The organism is Clostridium sp. UBA871, assembly GCF_002295255.1.
Lineage (GTDB): Bacteria > Bacillota > Clostridia > Clostridiales > Clostridiaceae > Clostridium_J > Clostridium_J sulfidigenes.
In genome coordinates this window covers 494,750-513,148 of sequence record NZ_DBFV01000011.1, presented here as the reverse complement: position 1 = coordinate 513,148, position 18,399 = coordinate 494,750, and the positions used below count along the sequence as shown (strand labels likewise).

Genomic DNA, 18,399 nt, shown 5'->3' with positions numbered 1-18,399 from the left:
TATACCTTATATTGTATTACCCATTATTTTACTTTTCAATAGTTTTATTCCTTACTTGTAATTTATGTCATTACAGAATAATTAAATTAAAAATAAAATTCAATAGGATTTTAACCATAAACTATTTAAATATGAAGCTATAAAACTATGTTCCTATTTAAATATATACCTATAAACCTATTTAAATATTTACCTAGTTAACTAGTTGTTGTGCTCATGCGGGTTTCATGATATTAGGTTACTTAAACTATAAAATTAAATGTATATTTAATTTTATATTGTGATATATGTATATTAAAAAAATATAAAAACGTCTCTTAAAAAGAGACGTTTTCTAATATTATTTAACTTCTTACTTCTTCATTATTTCTAAATTGACTATTATAAAGTTTCTCGTAAAAACCACCCTTTATCATTAACTCTTCATGAGTTCCTTGCTCTATAATATTACCTTCATCTATAACTAAAATTAAATCCGCACTACGGATAGTTGAAAGTCTGTGGGCAATAACAAAGCTTGTTCTTCCCTTCATTATATTCTTCATAGCTTTTTGAAGTAATAGCTCTAGTCTAGTATCTACAGAGCTTGTTGCCTCATCTAATATCAATATGGCAGGATCTGATATTATAGCTCTAGCAATAGTTAACAATTGCTTTTCACCTTGAGATATATTAGATGCTTCTTCATTAAGAAACATGTTATACCCATCAGGGAGAGTCTTTATAAAGTGGTGTACATTAGCTATCTTAGCAGCTTCTATTATTTCCTCTTTCGTAGCATCAAATCTACCATACTTTATATTATCGTAAATTGTACCATTATACAGCCATGTATCTTGAAGAACCATTCCAAATATTGAACGTAGATCTTCCCTCTTCATGTCTCTAATGTCTACTCCATCTATCTTTATAGCTCCCTCTTTGATATCATAAAATCTCATAAGCAAGTTTATAAGAGTAGTTTTACCTGCTCCTGTAGGACCTACAATGGCTACCATTTGCCCACTCTTTACCTCTGCACTTAAGTCCTTTATTAATGGCTTGTCGTCACTATACCCAAACTTAACATGTTCAAAGATAACATTACCACGTGGATTTTCTAATTTTATTGAATCTTCTTTATCTGAAATTTCTTCCTCCTCATTTAATATTTCAAATACACGATCAACTGCAGCAAAAGCTGATTGTATAGCTGAGGATAATTGAGTTACCTGTGAAAGAGGTTGATTTATCTGCCATATATAACGAATAAATGCTTGTAGGTTTCCAACAGTAATGGCACCTGCTATGGCATTAATTGCACCTAATACTCCAATGGCTGCAATTCCTAAATAACTTACTAGAGAAACTAGGGGTGACATTATACTTGATATAAATTGAGCTTTAAATCCAGTACTACAAAGTTCTTGATTTATATCTCCAAATTCTCTTATAACATCATCTTGCTTTCCATATAATTTTATCTCATTAAAGCCCGTATACATCTCCTGAACCTTACCATTTAGGTTTCCTAGAGCCTTTTGTTGCTTATAAAACAGTTTCTGTGATCTTCCAACTATAACTCTAGATATCATATAGCTTATAGGTATTATAAGTATAGCTACTAGTGCCATCTTCACATTTATTGTAAACATCATTATCAAGGCAAAAGTTAATGAAAGAACTGCATTAACTACTTGAACAAAACTTTGCTGTAATGCATTAGATATAGTATCTATATCATTGGTAATACGACTTAATACATCTCCATAGCTATTTTTATCAAAGTAACTCACTGGTAATTTTCTAATTTTATCTTGAACTGCATTTCTTAAATCCCTCATGGTATTTTGAATTGCATTAGTTAACATGAAGCTAGCTGCATATGTTGATGCTGTACCTCCTACATATACAAAGGCTAAAACTATTAAAATTTTTATTATATAATTAAAGTTTACTGAAGCTCCTGCTACTCCTTTCGCCATATCAAAGGCATCCTTGGTAAGCTGAGTTATAATTAATCCTTCTGTCATGGGAGCTAGAGCAGTAAAGACCGCTGCTATAATTACAAATATTATGGCCCCTATAAAAGGCCATTTATAAGGTTTTACAAAGGGAGAAATTTTACTTACTGTATTTTTAATCTTCTTCATTATGCCAACTCCTCCTTTGTTAATTGTGATGATGCAATCTCTTTATATATATCGCAATTTTTCAGTAACTCTCTATGAGTTCCTATTCCAACTACTTCACCTTCATTTAATACTATAATTTTATCAGCATCCATAATAGAGCTTATCCTTTGAGCAACTATCAATACTACAGCCTCTTTAGTTTCATTTTTAAGCTTAGCTCTAAGAGTAGCATCTGTTTTGAAATCTAAGGCAGAAAAGCTATCATCAAAAATATATATTGCAGGCCTTCTTATTATAGCTCTAGCAATAGATATTCTTTGCTTTTGACCTCCAGATACATTACCTCCCCCTTCACTTATTAACTCCTCAAACTTCTTAGGTTTTTTAATTATAAAGTCATAGGCTTGGGCCACCTTTGAAGAATATTCAACCTCTTCTACAGTAGCTTTCTTTTTACCAAATCTAATATTTGTATCTATACTTCCTGTAAATAACCTAGTCTTTTGAGGTATAAATCCAATTTTTTTACGTAAAGTCTTTAAATCATATTCTCTAATATCTATCCCATCTATCTTTATACTTCCTTCAGTAACATCATAAAATCTAGGAATTAGGTTTATTAGTGTACTTTTTCCACTACCAGTACTTCCTATAAACGCAATAGTTTCTCCCTTTTTAGCTGTAAAGGAAATATCTTTAAGCACAGGTACTTCTCCATCTGGATAAGTAAAGGTAACTTTATTAAATTCTACATTTCCTTCATTATTACTTTTCTTGATTCCATTCTCAGGATTCTTGATAATAGGTTCAGCATCTAATAGCTCTTGTATTCTATTAGATGAAACTTGTGCTTTGGGATACATAACAAATACAGTTGAAAATAACATAAGTGAAAACATAGCATGGAATAAGTACTCTATAAAAGCAACTAATTGTCCTACTTGAAGAGTTCCGACATTTATCATGCTACTAGAAATCCAGAATATGGCTATGATTGCTAAATTAAGCACTAAGAAAAAGCTTGGCTGAGATATAGACATAAGCTTGAAAATCTTCTTTGAAATCTCAGTATAGTCCTTATTAGTTTTAGCAAATCTTTCTCTTTCATGATCATCATTACCGAAAGCTCTTATTACCCTTATTCCTGTCAAATTTTCTCTAGATATTCTGTTTAACTTATCTAAATTTTTCTGTTGAATCTCTGACCACGGATGGGAAATTTTAGCTATTATGAATACACCAATAATTATAAATGGTAATGTAACAGCTAATATACTTGATAAGGATGAACTTGTTTTAAGTATCATCACTAAGCTTACTATAAACATTACTGGTGTAATCAACGCTAATCTCAGTAATATATTTATAAATTGCATTACTTGAAATGCATCGTTGGTAGTTCTAGTAATCATTGATGATATACCAAATCTATCATATTCACTATGAGAAAACTCTTGTGATTTCTTAAATATATCATTCCTTATATCTCTAGTTACATTTGTAGATATTTTAGATGAACAATATCCTAACAATATTGTCCCTAAAACCCCTATTATAGATATAACTACAATTATAAGTCCCATTGTTTTTATATATTCTATATCACCATTAGCTATTCCCTTGTCGATAACTTTAGCCATAATAGTTGGTATTCCAAGTTCAACTAAAGCAAAGCCAAATACTGATATTATATTAATCATAAGAAGCATTTTATAATTTTTTAAGTATTTTAAAATTAATTTCATTTTATAATTCCTCCTTTGTAAATATTTTTTAATACTAATAATATAAATTAATAATTTAATTATCTGTTCTATAATTAACTTTAATTATTTACCACTATTAGAACATAATACCCACAGCTTAACTATGAAGTCAATGGAATTTATAACCGTGAATACAATTACATAAAGAATTATTAATATTTATTATTTTATTTCCTCTATGTGTGTTGCAACTTTCCCCTTTTTAATATCTTCTAAAATTTTTCACCATTTAATACCACATCAAAACACATCTTCCTCGTTCTCAATTTTAATTATTTCTGCATCTGTATTTTCTTCTATAAAATTTATTATATTTTCCATGGTAGAATGGACCTGAGCTGATGTTCCACAAACTCCTGCAATACCTATAACTAATGTTTGATGTATATCTTGTTCATCAACTTCGCCAACAGAAATATTAAACTTATTTCTTAGTCTTTGCATTAAACTCTTTATCACCATTCTCTTTTCCTTTAAAGAATGTACCCACGAAGCTCTTAGTGTCACACGCATTATTAATATTTTCATTATATTATCACTCCATTGATTTAATATTTTATATTAATTTCTCCAGTTTCAATAATGTTATGTTCTTACATGGTAAACCCATTGATATTACTGTAATTAAGGCTCCTAGAGCAAATCTAATCAATTACCTCCAATGTACCCTATTATTCTAATTTTATCACAATATTCCTATATATATCCTTCGTTGCTCTTCTTTTACATACATCCTATAATGATAAGGGGATTTTTTTATCTTAAGGTATATATAAACTTAGTTTTAAATTATAAACTTTAGATTAAAATCTATAATTATATCATTTGAGGAGGTAAACTATTATGAACTCTGAAACTATCACTAAAAGGGATAATAAGATTAAAGATAGTTCTATCACTGATATGACCATTGGAAACCCTTTTAAAATTTTATGGACTTTTTCTCTTCCCATGTTACTTAGTTCACTTTTTCAACAACTTTATAATATTGTGGATAGTATTGTAGCAGGAAAATTTATAGGAGTAAATGCTTTAGCTGCTGTAGGTGCTTCTTATCCTATAACTGCACTATTCATCGCCGTAGCTGTAGGCTCTAGTATGGGATGCTCTGTTGTAGTTGCACAAATCTTTGGTTCAAAAAAATATACTACTATGAAATCTGCAATTTCAACAGCTATAATATCTCTAACTAGTCTTAGCATTATTTTAACTATCTTGGGTAGTATTTTTTGTAAGCCTCTTATGAGACTTCTTCATACTCCAGAAAATATATTTTCTGATTCTGCCCTTTATTTACAAATATACATAAGCGGAATTATATTTTTATTTTTATATAATACTGCCACCGCCATATTTAACGGTTTAGGAGATTCCAAAACACCTTTATATCTTTTAATTTTCTCTTCTATATTTAATATTATTTTAGACCTAGTGTTTGTTATAACTTTTAAAATGGGTGTATCTGGAGTTGCTTGGGCTACTTTTATTGCTCAAGGTCTTTCTTCTATACTAGCTATAGTGTGCCTTATTATGAGATTACGTAAAATTGAAGTCACTGAAAAGTATCCTTACTTTAGTAGTTACATTTTAAAGCGTATAAGTAGAATTGCCATACCAAGTATAATGCAACAATCCTTTATATCTGTAGGTCAAATTTGTGTACAAGGTCTAGTTAATAGTTATGGAGCCATAGTCGTAGCAGGATATTCTGCTGCCTTTAGAGTTCATACCATTGCTCTTACTTCTATGAGTACTATGTCTAGTGCACTTTCTAGCTTCACTGCACAAAACATTGGTGCAAAGAAAATTTCCCGGGTGAGAGAAGGATATAAAGCTGCAGTAGCTATAACCTTAAGTATATGTGGTGGAATTCTTATTCTATTTTTAATCCTTGCTCCAAAATTAATTGGATTGTTTGTAGATTCTAGTGAGAGCATAGATGTAATTAATGTGGGTACTGAGTTTCTAAGAACCCTAGCACCGTTTTATTTAGTAGTAGGTCTTAAGATGGTATGTGATGGTGTTCTACGTGGAGCTGGAGCTATGAAAGACTTTATGTTTGCCACCTTTTCTGATTTAATACTAAGAGTAGCCCTTTCCTTCATTTTAGCTTCAATAATAGGATACTCCGGTATCTGGTGGGCCTTCCCTCTTGGTTGGATAATAGGAACTGCGTTATCTGTATACTTTTATTATAAGGGTACTTGGAAACCTTCAATTAATTAAATATATAATTATATTTAGGCTATGTTTTACTTAATAATTAATTTATAATCAAAGTAATACATAGCTTAATTTTTAAAATGGAGATATACAAATGAAAATAGTACAAATTTATAAAAATCAAATTATAAAATTCTTTAAAACCGAGACTATATTAGTAATAGCTATAACTTTAGCTATTCTCTCTTCCTTTATAGCTATACCCAAGATAGAGTATATAGATTTTAAGGTTTTATTTTTATTGCTAAATTTAATGATTATTGTGGCAGCCTTTAAAGATTTAAAGATATTAGACTTCATTGCAGTGTCTATATTAAATAAATGTACAAGCTACACATCATTATGTTTTTCCCTAATATTTATAACCTTTTTCTCCTCAATGTTAGTAACTAATGATGTAGCTCTACTTACCTTTGTACCGTTAACTATAATAATTAGTAAAAAGATTAAGGTTAATCCATTAAAACTAGTAATTTTTCAAACTTTAGCTGCCAACTTAGGTAGTAGTCTAACCCCTATGGGAAATCCACAGAATCTTTTTATTTATTCCTTTTATAATCTAACTCCTGTGGACTTTTTTAGGATAACTCTACCTTTAGTTATAACTGCTATTATATTTTTAACTATATTAATTATAAATAATAAAGAAAATATTAAGGTTCCTAGTCTAGATAATATTTCCGGATTCAACACAAAAGGTATTATTATTTTTACTATTTTATTTATTATAGCTATTTTATCTGTATTTAGATTTATAGATTATAGAACTTCCATGGGGGTAACCTTGATATTAACCTTGATAATCAATAAAAATCTATTAAAGGAAGTGGATTACTCCTTACTTATTACTTTTATAGGTTTCTTCATATTTATAGGCAATATTTCCTCTCTAGGTGTTGTAAAAAGCTTTTTATCACAAATACTAAATAGAGCTAATAATACTTACTTTGCATCTATTCTGCTGAGTCAAGGTATAAGTAATGTACCTGCTACAATGCTCATTGCAAACTTCACAAATTATTATAAAGAGCTTTTACTAGGTGTTAATGTTGGAGGAATGGGCACAATAATTGCATCTATGGCAAGTGTTATATCATTTAAGTTATATGTGAAGGAATTTAAATCCTATAGTGGTAAGTTTTTAAAGAAATTTACCTTCTACAATATTTTAGGACTTTTTATATTTATTCCTATTATTAAATTGTTATAGTTGTTATAATTTGAATAACTATGGTAAATCATGTAGAATAGTACTAAATATTTAAAATCCTACAATAAACTAAGGATTATAAGGAGGTATACTAATGTTAAGTGATAATTTATTAAAAAATCTTAATGACCAAGTAAACTTTGAATTTTACTCATCTTACACTTATTTAGCTATGGCAGCCTATGCTGAATCTGTTGATTTAGGTGGAATAGCTAATTTCTTTAGAGTTCAAGCTCAAGAGGAATTATTCCATGCAATGAAACTTTATGACTATATTTTTCAAAAAAATGGTGTTGTTGAATTAGATAAAATTGATAAACCAGAGGGCAAATATGAAAGTATAATAGATGTATTTGAAACTGGTTATAAACATGAACAACTAGTTACAAGTAGAATTTATAAGTTAGCAGATATTGCTTCCGAAGAAAAAGAACATGCAACTATAAGCTTACTTAGATGGTTCATAGATGAGCAGGTTGAAGAAGAAAACACCTTCAACACTCTTCTTAAAAAGATTAAAAGAGCTGAAGATAATCCAGCAGCTTTATATATGTTAGATGAAGAACTTGCTACAAGAGTTTTCACTCCACCAACTACTGCTTAATGTGAAAATCAATTACTCATTATAATATTTAGTGAGTATAATGACAATGCAAAAGACTTACTTAGTGATAAAACATTAAGTAAGTCTTTTATAATATATATAAATTTTTTATAGGCAATTTATTTTGCTACAAATTAAGTAGATGTTATTACTTTAATTTTACTAGTAATTGTCCTGTCTTTACTTGTTGTCCTTCTGATACAAGGATGGAGTCAATAGTACCATCCATAGAAGCTACTATATTAGTTTCCATTTTCATTGCTTCTATTGTCAGTAAGCTTTCTCCCTCTTTAACTTGTTGTCCTTTTTCTACTAAGACTTTAATTATAGTTCCAGGAATACTCGCTCCAATCTCTAGCTTATCCTCAGCATTAGCCATCTTTATAGAGCTATCTTTACCATTACTCTTTAAAGCACTTGCTGTTTTATCTTTAATTTTAATTTCTCTTCTATTTCCATTAATTTCAAAGGCTAGAGTTCTATATCCTTCTGAATCTAATTTACCTATTTCTATAAATTGAACTATAAGGGTCTTGCCTTCTGCAACTTCAACTTCACATGTTTCACCCTCTGCAAGTCCATGGAAGAATACATCACTACCCATACGACTTACATCACCATATTCTGAAACAAATTTTAAGAAATCTTCAAATACTTCAGGATATAAAGCATAACTTATAACATCTTTTTTAGATGGAGTATATTTATATTTATCCTTTAAATATTCTTCAATTTTATTAAAGTCTTCAGGTGGTAATAATTCTCCTGGTCTATCTGTTATAGCCTTTTCACCCTTTAAAACTATCTTTTGTAGTTCCTCTGGGAATCCACCTTCTGGTTGACCCATCATCCCTTTGAAATAAGATACTGCCGAATCTGGAAAAGCCATATTTCTTCCCTTTTCACAGATATTTTCAGAAGTTAATCCATTTTGAACCATGAAAATAGCCATGTCCCCTACCATTTTTGAAGAAGGTGTAACTTTTATTATATCCCCTACCATATTATTTACCTCTTTGTACATAGATTTAACTTCTTCAAATCTATGACCAAGTCCAAAACTTTCTACCTGAGGTTTTAAGTTTGAATATTGTCCCCCTGGAATCTCATATTTATAAATTTCTGCTCTACCTGACTTAAGTCCTGATTCAAACTGTTCATATACTGGTCTTACAGCATCCCAATAATTTGATAACTTTTGAATTTCACTTACATTTATGCCAGTATCTCTGTCTGTATTTTCAAGAGCTGCTACTACAGAGTTTAGAGCTGGTTGGCTAGTTAAACCAGACATACTATTAAAGGTTGTATCTACAATATCTACTCCTGCATCGGCTGCCATAAGCACAGTTGCTACACCATTTCCAGTAGTGTCATGAGTATGTAAATGAATAGGTATTGAAATCTCATTTTTTAATGCCTTAATAAGTTTTTTAGCTGCATAAGGTTTAAGCAATGCAGACATATCCTTTATAGCAAGTATATGAGCTCCCATTTTTTCTATTTCTTTAGCCTTATTTACATAGTATTCAAGACTATATTTATCTCTAGTTACATCTAAAATATCTCCAGTATAGCATAGAGCAACTTCTGCTAATTTCCCACAGTTTAAAACTTCATCAAGCGATGTCTCTATACCCTTTAACCAGTTAAGTGAGTCAAAAATTCTAAATATGTCTATACCACTCTTTGAAGATTCTCTTATAAATTCTCTTATTACGTTATCTGGATAATTTTTATATCCTACTCCATTAGCTCCTCTTATCAGCATCTGGAACATAACATTAGGAATTCTTTTTCTTAATTCCTCAAGTCTTTCCCATGGAGATTCTTTTAAGAATCTGTAAGCCGTATCAAAGGTAGCTCCCCCCCACATCTCAAGAGAAAACAAATCTCTTCCATAGGCTGAGGTCGCCTTTGCAATGTTGAACATATCTCTACTTCTCACTCTTGTAGCCATTAAGGATTGTTGTGCATCCCTCATAGTAGTATCAGTAATTAATAGTTTTTTCTGATTCTTGATCCAATTTACAACACCCTGTGGACCTTGTTCATCTAATATTTTCTTAGTACCTTGTATTCCTTCTAAAGAGTCTATAACTGGAATAACTGGTACGTCAAATTCTCTCTTATTTCCCTTAGTTTCATTTACTATTTTTTCTCCAATGATTTTTAAAACCTTATATTCTTCATCAGTTCTAGGTTTTATATCAAATAATTGAGGATTATCTGCTATGAAATTAGTATCACATTGTCCTCTTCTAAAGGTTTCATTATTTAATACGTTTATTAGAAAATCTATATTGGTCTTAACTCCAGTAATATTCAACTCTTTAATGGAACGTATGGATTTTCTAATTGTATCTTCAAAGGTTCTAGAATAAGCTGTTGTTTTTACAAGTAAACTATCGTAATATGGACTAATTACAGCACCACTAAATCCATTTCCTCCATCTAGTCTTATCCCAAATCCTGAACCTGTTCTATAAACATCTATTTTCCCTGTATCTGGGGCAAAACTATTAGAAGGATCTTCTGTAGTTACCCTACATTGGATTGCAAAACCTCTTGGTTTTACATCTTCTTGTGAACAGATTCCTATTTCCTTAGAATCTAAACTATATCCCTGTGCTATCAAAATTTGACTTTGAACGATATCTATTCCTGTAGTCATTTCGCTAACAGTATGTTCTACTTGTATTCTTGGATTCATCTCAATAAAATAGTGATTGCCATGTATATCTACTAAGAACTCTAAAGTTCCGGCACTTATGTATCCTACAGATTTTGCAATCTTTAAAGCATCTTCACAGATAACTTGTCTTTTTTCTTCACTTAGAGATACTGCTGGGCTAAATTCAATAACCTTTTGATGTCTTCTTTGTATTGAACAATCTCTTTCATAAAGGTGAACTATATTACCATGCTTATCTCCAAGAACTTGAATCTCAATATGTTTAGGTCCTTCTAGATATTTTTCTATAAATATATCATCTATTCCAAAAGCCTTTTTTGCCTCATTTTTAGCACTTTTAAAAGACTCAAGAAGTTCTTCTTCTTTTCTTACTATCCTCATACCTCTTCCACCACCACCGGCAGCAGCCTTTAGCATGATTGGATATCCACATTCTTTTGCAAATTTAATTGCTTCCGTCTCTGAAGTAATTGGTTTTTCTACTCCTGGTATTACAGGTACACCAACTTCTTTTGCTACAATTTTTGATTTTATTTTATCCCCTAATCTATCCATCATTTCTGCTTTAGGTCCTATAAATTCTATTCCTGCCTCTTTACACTTTCTAGCAAACTCAGGATTTTCAGATAGGAATCCATAACCTGGATGGATGGCATCTACACGCTTTTTTAATGCAAGATTAATTATTTCATCAATATTTAAATAAGCGTCAACAGGGCTTTTATTCTTTCCAATCTGATAGGCTTCATGAGCCTTTGTTCTGAAAAGAGAAAGCTTATCCTCCTCAGAATATATAGCAACAGTTCTTATTCCAAGCTCGTGACAAGCTCTAAATATTCTTATTGCAATTTCTCCTCTATTTGCTACTAATACTCTTTTGAATTTTTTCTTAGTCATATAAAAAACACCACCATCTTTTATTATTTTTAACTAAAAACTTTATAAATTTATGCAATATATAATCTTTAGTTTATGCAAAATATATTTTTTTAACAAAAATAATTGGACTCCAATAACATGTTTTTAATTATATCACACACTTTTTATAAAGTATAGCATTTTTATAAAATTATTATGTACAACTGAAATTTAATATTTTTATACTTGCAAATATAATGACTTGAATGAAAAAATGATTTAAAATAATTCTATTCTAACTATTTTAAATCATCTTCAAACCCTTGTATTTAGCTATTTTGCTTATAATCCATTGTATATTATCATACATTTTTAATTATGCAAGATAATATTTTATGAATTTATATTCTTTAAATATTTTATTTGTGTTAAATCAATTTATTGTATTTTTATTTAATATTAACTAATTTATTGTATAAACCACCTATAATATATTAATTAATTCCATTTTTAGTAATAAAATATATAAAAATTTATGATGCTAATTAACATTTATCATTTTATATAATTCATTTTCTTCCTTGGTAATCCTTGTCTCTATAGCTTTTAATATACACTTAGTTTCTTCAACAAATTCCATTAAATTAGCTTCAATTTTATTCTTAGTATTAAATTTATTTTTATAACTAGTGAATACTTGTGAAATTTCACCCATTTCATTCATATATAAATTAGCCATTTTCTTAAGTGATAAATCTTTACCATTAATCAAAGTTGGATATAAAAATTTATCCTCTGATGTTAAGTGAATTTGTAATTTCCCTGCGAGTTTATTTATATGGCTTGCTGCTTCCATTGCATTTAATGCCATAACATTTTTATTTATCATTTCTTTTATTAGCCTTATTTCATCTGATATGTCTCCGTGTTGTCTCATTAAATTATTTAAATTCATGGTAATACCCCCCTACTGATTTACTACCTTTATTATAAACAAAATGTAACAGAAGTTATGTACCATTTGTTACAACCTTTAGCATATATCCTCTATTTTAATTAATATTAGAAAAGGTCATATCAAAATAATCTATTAATCTTAAATTAATATAAGATTTAATATATTTTGATATAACCTCATTTTTAATTTATACCTATTTTCATATAATTTTTACAATGTTCTGCTACTTCATTTGCAGCAATCATTGCACTTTTTATTGCTCCTTGTATCCATCCATGTTCCTGTGAAATATGTTCACCAGCAAAATATACTCTATTATCATATTCAGGCTGGCTAGAAGCATAGGCAAATAGCCTTTTTTGGCCAGGCATATAATAGCAAACAGCTCCAAAAAATCCTTGTTCATTATCCCATTGTATGGTTTTACTATCTAATACTATATCATCAAGATATCCTTGTTTAAGTCCTTGGACATGCTCTACTTGTATTTTTATCCATTCTAATCTAGTTATTGGTTCTAAATTACCAAGACGCATTGCATCTCTAGATAGATTGTAGGATGCTAAAAGAACCCCAGCCCCTCCATAACTTTTATACTCTCTTCTCACAGAAGGTATTACCTGACTTTCCAAATCGGCAATATTGTACTCAATATTATAAGATGGGTACCATATACTTCCTATTGGTAAGTCTGTATAAGAGGCTCCACCTATTATTGCTTTACTAGGTCCCCCTTCTTCCCAAAATTTCTCCTTACACATAAAGAGAGTTTTTTGTCCTGCTATATAATTAACCTCTTTGATTGCTTGCATTTTTTCTGTGCTAAACATAGGATATATATTTACATTACGAAGGCTAGAAAATGGTATAGTGCATATTACAAAATCAAAGCTCTGGTGGTGACTACTTATTTCTTGTTCACTTTTATATTCTAAAATAACTTTATTATCTTCGTTATTTTTGTATATACCTTCTACTCTATTCCCACTTTTCCAAGTTATATGTCCTAGTTGATCCTGTAAAATGTCATTATACTCTTTAGGGTCAAGTGACATTAATGAATGATACATTGCAATAGGTAACCATACTGTTCCTCCATCAATTTGGTACCTAAAAGCATCATCTACAGCATACTGTTCTTGGAGACTTTCTATATAACTATTATCATAGAGCCATCCAGAAAATGTAACAATAGATGATAACATTTCTATAGCACCTTCACTTAATCCCCGTTCTTCAAGTTCTCTTCTTATGCTTAAGCTGTCAAAGTATTCAATTTCTGGAGAGTACCTTTTTTTATTTTGTAATAACTCTCTTCTTATATCTGGGCTAATTTGAAGTAAGCTAGCTCCTAAGCCATAACTTACAAGCTTTTGCCATGGCTCTTGTCTTTCCCATGGTGCTAAATTAAATTCAGGATATATTTTCTCCATAACACTTATTCCATCTGGATCATTGATAGCTCTTTTATTTCTCACATAAATAAAGGCATTATCATTATTTTGAATAAAAGGTGTTGTTCTTAATTTAAATTGATTTATATACTTCCATGTAGCTTCATGACTTACTGGTATTCTCATAGCACCAAGCTCACCATAAAATCTTTTATTTTCATCAAAATAGTAAGTATAAATTCTTCCTCCTATACGTTCCTTTTGCTGTTCAAATATAGTTATGTCAAAACCCAATTTCCTAAGCTCAAAAGCAGCAGATAAACCTGCAATTCCTCCTCCTATTATACCTATATTAATGCCTTTGCATCCACCCGGTGGTAATATGGTTGTAATGTCCTTTGGCGGGCTAAGTAGTTCAATTAAATTATCATAGTCTTCTATTCGACCTACTTCCTCTAAAGCAAGCCTTAGCATACTATGCCTTTCCTCGTCTGTAGGATTACTTGGCTGCACAACTTTAATTTCCCTAGCCAAATAGTTTCAACTCCTTTTAGTTCTATAGTAATTATAATATTCTACTTTACTAAAAAGAGTTCTATGGTTTAATTATATAATCAAACTAAAAATAACATATTACTGGTGTACCCTGAGTTATATATTCAAATATCTTACTAGCAACATCATATGGAGTATTTATACATCCATGAGAACCATCTGTTATATAAATTTGCCCTCCAAATTTTGAGCGCCAAGTAGCATCATGGATACCAATATCCCCATTGAAAGGCATCCAATAACTAACGGGTGCCGCATAATTTTCTCCTCTTAAAGTTGCATTTTTTTCTTTGTAAGTTAAACTGTAAATACCTGGTGGAGTAGCATGCTTACTATCAGCATTACCACTAACCATAGGCCCTTCCGTAATTAAAACTCCATCATTGTAAAACCATATATGCTGGGTTGTTAAATTAATTTCTACATATGTATTTCCGAAATCATTTGCACCATAAGCTACAGCTGTTTGAGCATATATAGGTTGTCTTTCTTCCTTTTTTCCATCTTTAATAGCATTAATTAAAGTTTCAGTTTCTTCACTATAATTAATTAACCATCCATAGTTACCTCCGCTTACATTTACGGTAGTTCCAATGGAGGTTTTAAAATTTCTTGTAGCCCCATAAGTATCGTACTTAATAGACAGTGAATTTACATATTCTCTTGCCTTTTCTTCATTAATAGATACCTTAAAGTTTTTATCAATATCAAGCCAATTATGAATAGAATCTCCATTTAATACTTCTTTATTATCTCCAAATTTATGAGTAATTACTGAGCCTATATACTTATCAAGAGTATTTTTAGCATTTACCACTTCCTTTGAAGCAACAGTATACTTTGGTTTTTCATAGCATTCAATTTCTTCTAAATTTATTTCATCTACTTTATTATTAAGTGCTTCCTTAACTTTTTTATATAATATATCTTTATTTACCTTATTTCCTTGTACTTCATCTTTAATTACGTATTCCTTATTTTCATATTCAATTTTAGCACTCTCAGGTTTAATTACATTATCATTCTTAAAACAATTTAAACTACGAAACTTCTTTTTTAACAATTCATCATTATAAGATACTTTTTTTTCTAACTTATAATCGCTAGTATTAAAAACTCCATAAATCCATCCAAAAGCACTTTGATTATCCTTCAAGTCTCCAATTTTGTTTTCTAAATTATACTTATATTCAATGTCGCTTCCATTTATATTTTCTTCAATATTACCTCTTTGCTTTAACTTTAATATATAAGCTTCACTTTCTGCTAATATATCAGCTTCTATATCTTCCGTGGTTTTTCCAGTAACACTAACTCCATTAATCTTAGTTCCAAAATAAAATCTCTTCATAAAATATAAAGATGTACTTAAATATATAATTAGCAAAATACTAATGGAAATTATAATACCTATAATTATCCTCTTCTTTATATTCACACTTTTTTCTACTTCTTGATCTTTAATCTCCATAATAACCCCCTATATAACTAGCAATTGCAAATAAATTTACCCCGATTATTTACAATTAAATAATATTAATAAATATATTCTCATACTATATATACTAATCATACCACTTTAAAAGTACAAAAATATAGGTTGTACCTATTATTATTAAAGTACAACCTATAAGTTTTAATTTATAGCTTTTTCAACCCTTAATTTATAGTTTCTGAAGCAAGCGTAGCCTTATTGAAAGTTTTATCCATTTTACCGTTACATAGTAACTCTGCTTCCTCTCTTGAAATAACATTATTTCTTATCATAGACATTAATACAACTTCACTTCTTTCCTTTGCTCTTTCATAATTTTTAGATAATGCATAGTTTTCTGGTGATTGTGGTAATCCAGCTAACAACAATGATTGAGATAAAGTTATTTCATTGGGTGATGTATTAAAGTATCCTTTAGAGGCTTGTTTAATTCCAGAATAGCCATCACCATAATATATTACATTTACATATAGCTCTAATATTTCTTCCTTTGAGTAATTATTTTCTAGTTCTCTAACCACAAAAATTTCCGCAATTTTTCTTTCCAATCTTTGCTCATGGGTAAAAAATAAGTTTTTTGCTAATTGCTGTGTTATTGTACTTCCCCCCATAATTATTTTCCCTGCATCAATATTACTAATAGCTGACCTTCCTATGGCTATTAAATCTATTCCATTATGATTATAAAATCTATGATCTTCTACGGATACAATAGCATCTAGGAAGTCTTTAGAGATTCCATCTATAGTTACATAATCCTTACCATTTATTATATCATTAATTTTTTCTTGTACCCCTATATCAGAGGTAGCAGCTCTATATAAAGAATATCCATCTTGTAAAACAAAAACTCCAAGTGCTGTCATTAAAACAATAATCCCTAAAGTAAGTTTAACTAATAACTTCTTCATTGCAACCCCTCCTTATAAGTTTATTATACATCTCTTAGTTCACATATGTTATCGAAGTAACTTACACTTATCTTACATTTTTGTAATTTATAATTTTATAGGTTAACATATTAATTATTAATTACTAAAATTAATTAATATTATAGTCAATGACTAGTGATTTAAAGAAGGCTTTAAAATAAAAATACTATCATCAAAGAATTCATAAGTATTCCTTAATGATAGTATTTTCCTATTTAATTAAGAGTCTATGGATTTTAAAACTTGATATTGCTCTATTACTTTTAAAATTTAAATATTGTATTTATTTTTAACTATTATATCTATACTTACTAAACTAGAATATAATTCCCCACATTATTGTAGAAACTAAAGTCATTGATAATCCTACTAAAGATTCATATGGTATTAATTTCAAACGCTGTCCTATGCTCATCCCTGTTGCTCCTGCTGTTGCATGGAAGAAAGAACCATGTGGTAGATGATCAAGAACTGTAGCTCCAGCATGAACCATCGCCGCTCCTCCTATAGGTGATATACCTACTCCCACTATGGCTTGTGAGAATGTAGCTGATGCTATAGTTGACCCTGAGGTTGTTGAAGCTGTAGCAGCACACATTAATATTCCAGAAATAGGTGCCAATACAAATGCTGGCATATTTAAAGCATTAAGCACTCCTATAGTTGTAGCCTGTAATCCTGATGCCTTTATTATTCCTGCTACAGTACCTGTCCCTATTAAAAGTATTGCTACAGGCATCATTTTAGATAATCCAAAGGTTAGATATTCGTTAATATTTTTACCTTTACCCATAACTAAAACTCCTATAATACCTCCAACTGGCAATGCTATAAGTGGATCTATTGATATTCCTATTAATGGTCTAAGTGATAGTAAAATTATAGTTACAATTGGACCAATTATTGCTGCAAAGAAAGATGGCAATTCCACCTCTTCAACATCTTCTATTTTTGTTTCTTTTGCACCTCTATACTTTTTATTAAGTAAAGAAGTCAATATTACTGTAACTACAAGCCCAACTATGGCAGGAATTATATTAGCTACCATTAAAGATGACAATTCTACTCCAAAATTTTCTGCTGCTGCTATGGTATTAGGGTTTGGCGATACTATATTTCCTGCCTTACCTCCACCAATCATAGCTAAAAGTATAACCATAGGTGAATATCCTAATTTCTTCGCTATTGCAAGGGCTATAGGTGCTACTGTTATTACTGCTACATCTATAAATACTCCAACAGCTGTTAGTATCATGGTTGATAACGCTATGGCAAATAGTGCTCTTTTCTCACCTAAGCTTTTTACAATTTGATCTGCAATTTTAGCTGCTGCTCCTGTCTTAATAAGTACTCCTGCTAAAACTCCAGAGGTCACTATACGAAGGATTGCTGGCATGATATCTTTTGCTCCGCTTATCATTACACTTACGGTTCCTTCAATTCCAGCTCCACCTACTAACCCTCCAACTACTGCACCTAATATTAAACTATATACAGGTTGTACTTTTTTAATGATTAATACTATGGCTACTACAAGCCCAAGTAAAGCTCCTAATGTTGTAATCTGTACTTCCATTATCGTCACCCCTATTTAA

12 protein-coding genes are annotated in these 18,399 nt (G+C 30.1%); 3 read left to right on the top strand and 9 right to left on the bottom strand.

Translation table 11 applies throughout. The annotated features are described in order from the left end of the window. Positions 1–344 precede the first annotated feature (344 nt). From B3086_RS15515 to B3086_RS15505, 3 genes are all read right to left on the bottom strand, one after another. Positions 345–2,132: an ABC transporter ATP-binding protein gene (locus B3086_RS15515; protein WP_346877233.1), complete on the bottom strand. Its 1,788-nt coding sequence runs from the start codon at positions 2,130–2,132 to the stop codon at positions 345–347. Further along, the gene (locus tag B3086_RS15510) at positions 2,132–3,859 is read right to left on the bottom strand and encodes an ABC transporter ATP-binding protein (RefSeq protein WP_346877232.1); all 1,728 of its coding nucleotides are present in this window, start codon (positions 3,857–3,859) and stop codon (positions 2,132–2,134) included. The genes B3086_RS15515 and B3086_RS15510 overlap by 1 nt, the downstream gene beginning before the upstream one ends. Before the next feature lie 261 nt (positions 3,860–4,120). Further along, complete coding sequence (locus tag B3086_RS15505) at positions 4,121–4,408, bottom strand: DUF503 domain-containing protein (protein WP_035131176.1); 288 nt, start codon at positions 4,406–4,408, stop codon at positions 4,121–4,123. 315 nt (positions 4,409–4,723) lie between these two features. Here B3086_RS15505 and B3086_RS15500 point away from each other — a divergent pair, with 315 nt between their 5' ends. From B3086_RS15500 to B3086_RS15490, 3 genes are all read left to right on the top strand, one after another. After that, positions 4,724–6,106, top strand: coding sequence for an MATE family efflux transporter (locus B3086_RS15500; protein ID WP_346877231.1), 1,383 nt, complete (start codon positions 4,724–4,726; stop codon positions 6,104–6,106). Positions 6,107–6,197: 91 nt separating this feature from the next. Next, positions 6,198–7,313, top strand: coding sequence for an SLC13 family permease (locus B3086_RS15495; protein WP_346847302.1), 1,116 nt, complete (start codon positions 6,198–6,200; stop codon positions 7,311–7,313). A gap of 94 nt (positions 7,314–7,407) precedes the next feature. Next, complete coding sequence (locus B3086_RS15490) at positions 7,408–7,917, top strand: ferritin (protein ID WP_346847301.1); 510 nt, start codon at positions 7,408–7,410, stop codon at positions 7,915–7,917. Positions 7,918–8,065: 148 nt separating this feature from the next. Here B3086_RS15490 and B3086_RS15485 read toward each other — a convergent pair whose 3' ends face one another. The 6 genes from B3086_RS15485 to B3086_RS15460 all read right to left on the bottom strand — a co-directional run bounded on the left by B3086_RS15485 (position 8,066) and on the right by B3086_RS15460 (position 18,380). Continuing rightward, positions 8,066–11,509: a pyruvate carboxylase gene (locus B3086_RS15485; RefSeq protein ID WP_346878489.1), complete on the bottom strand. Its 3,444-nt coding sequence runs from the start codon at positions 11,507–11,509 to the stop codon at positions 8,066–8,068. A gap of 502 nt (positions 11,510–12,011) precedes the next feature. Further along, entirely contained in the window at positions 12,012–12,425 is a 414-nt protein-coding gene (locus tag B3086_RS15480) for a hemerythrin domain-containing protein (RefSeq protein WP_346847299.1), read from the bottom strand. A gap of 185 nt (positions 12,426–12,610) precedes the next feature. Continuing rightward, positions 12,611–14,356 (bottom strand): flavin monoamine oxidase family protein, encoded by a 1,746-nt coding sequence (locus tag B3086_RS15475; protein WP_414632296.1) that lies wholly within the window; start codon positions 14,354–14,356, stop codon positions 12,611–12,613. Between the two features lie 85 nt (positions 14,357–14,441). Next, positions 14,442–15,848 carry a L,D-transpeptidase family protein gene (locus tag B3086_RS15470; RefSeq protein WP_346847298.1) on the bottom strand — a complete coding sequence of 469 codons (1,407 nt, stop codon included), beginning with the start codon at positions 15,846–15,848 and terminating at the stop codon, positions 14,442–14,444. Positions 15,849–16,036: 188 nt separating this feature from the next. Then, positions 16,037–16,783, bottom strand: a complete 747-nt coding sequence (locus B3086_RS15465) for a biosynthetic peptidoglycan transglycosylase (protein WP_346892095.1) — start codon at positions 16,781–16,783, stop codon at positions 16,037–16,039. A gap of 337 nt (positions 16,784–17,120) precedes the next feature. Continuing rightward, positions 17,121–18,380 carry a GntP family permease gene (locus B3086_RS15460; protein ID WP_346847296.1) on the bottom strand — a complete coding sequence of 420 codons (1,260 nt, stop codon included), beginning with the start codon at positions 18,378–18,380 and terminating at the stop codon, positions 17,121–17,123. Positions 18,381–18,399 lie beyond the last annotated feature (19 nt).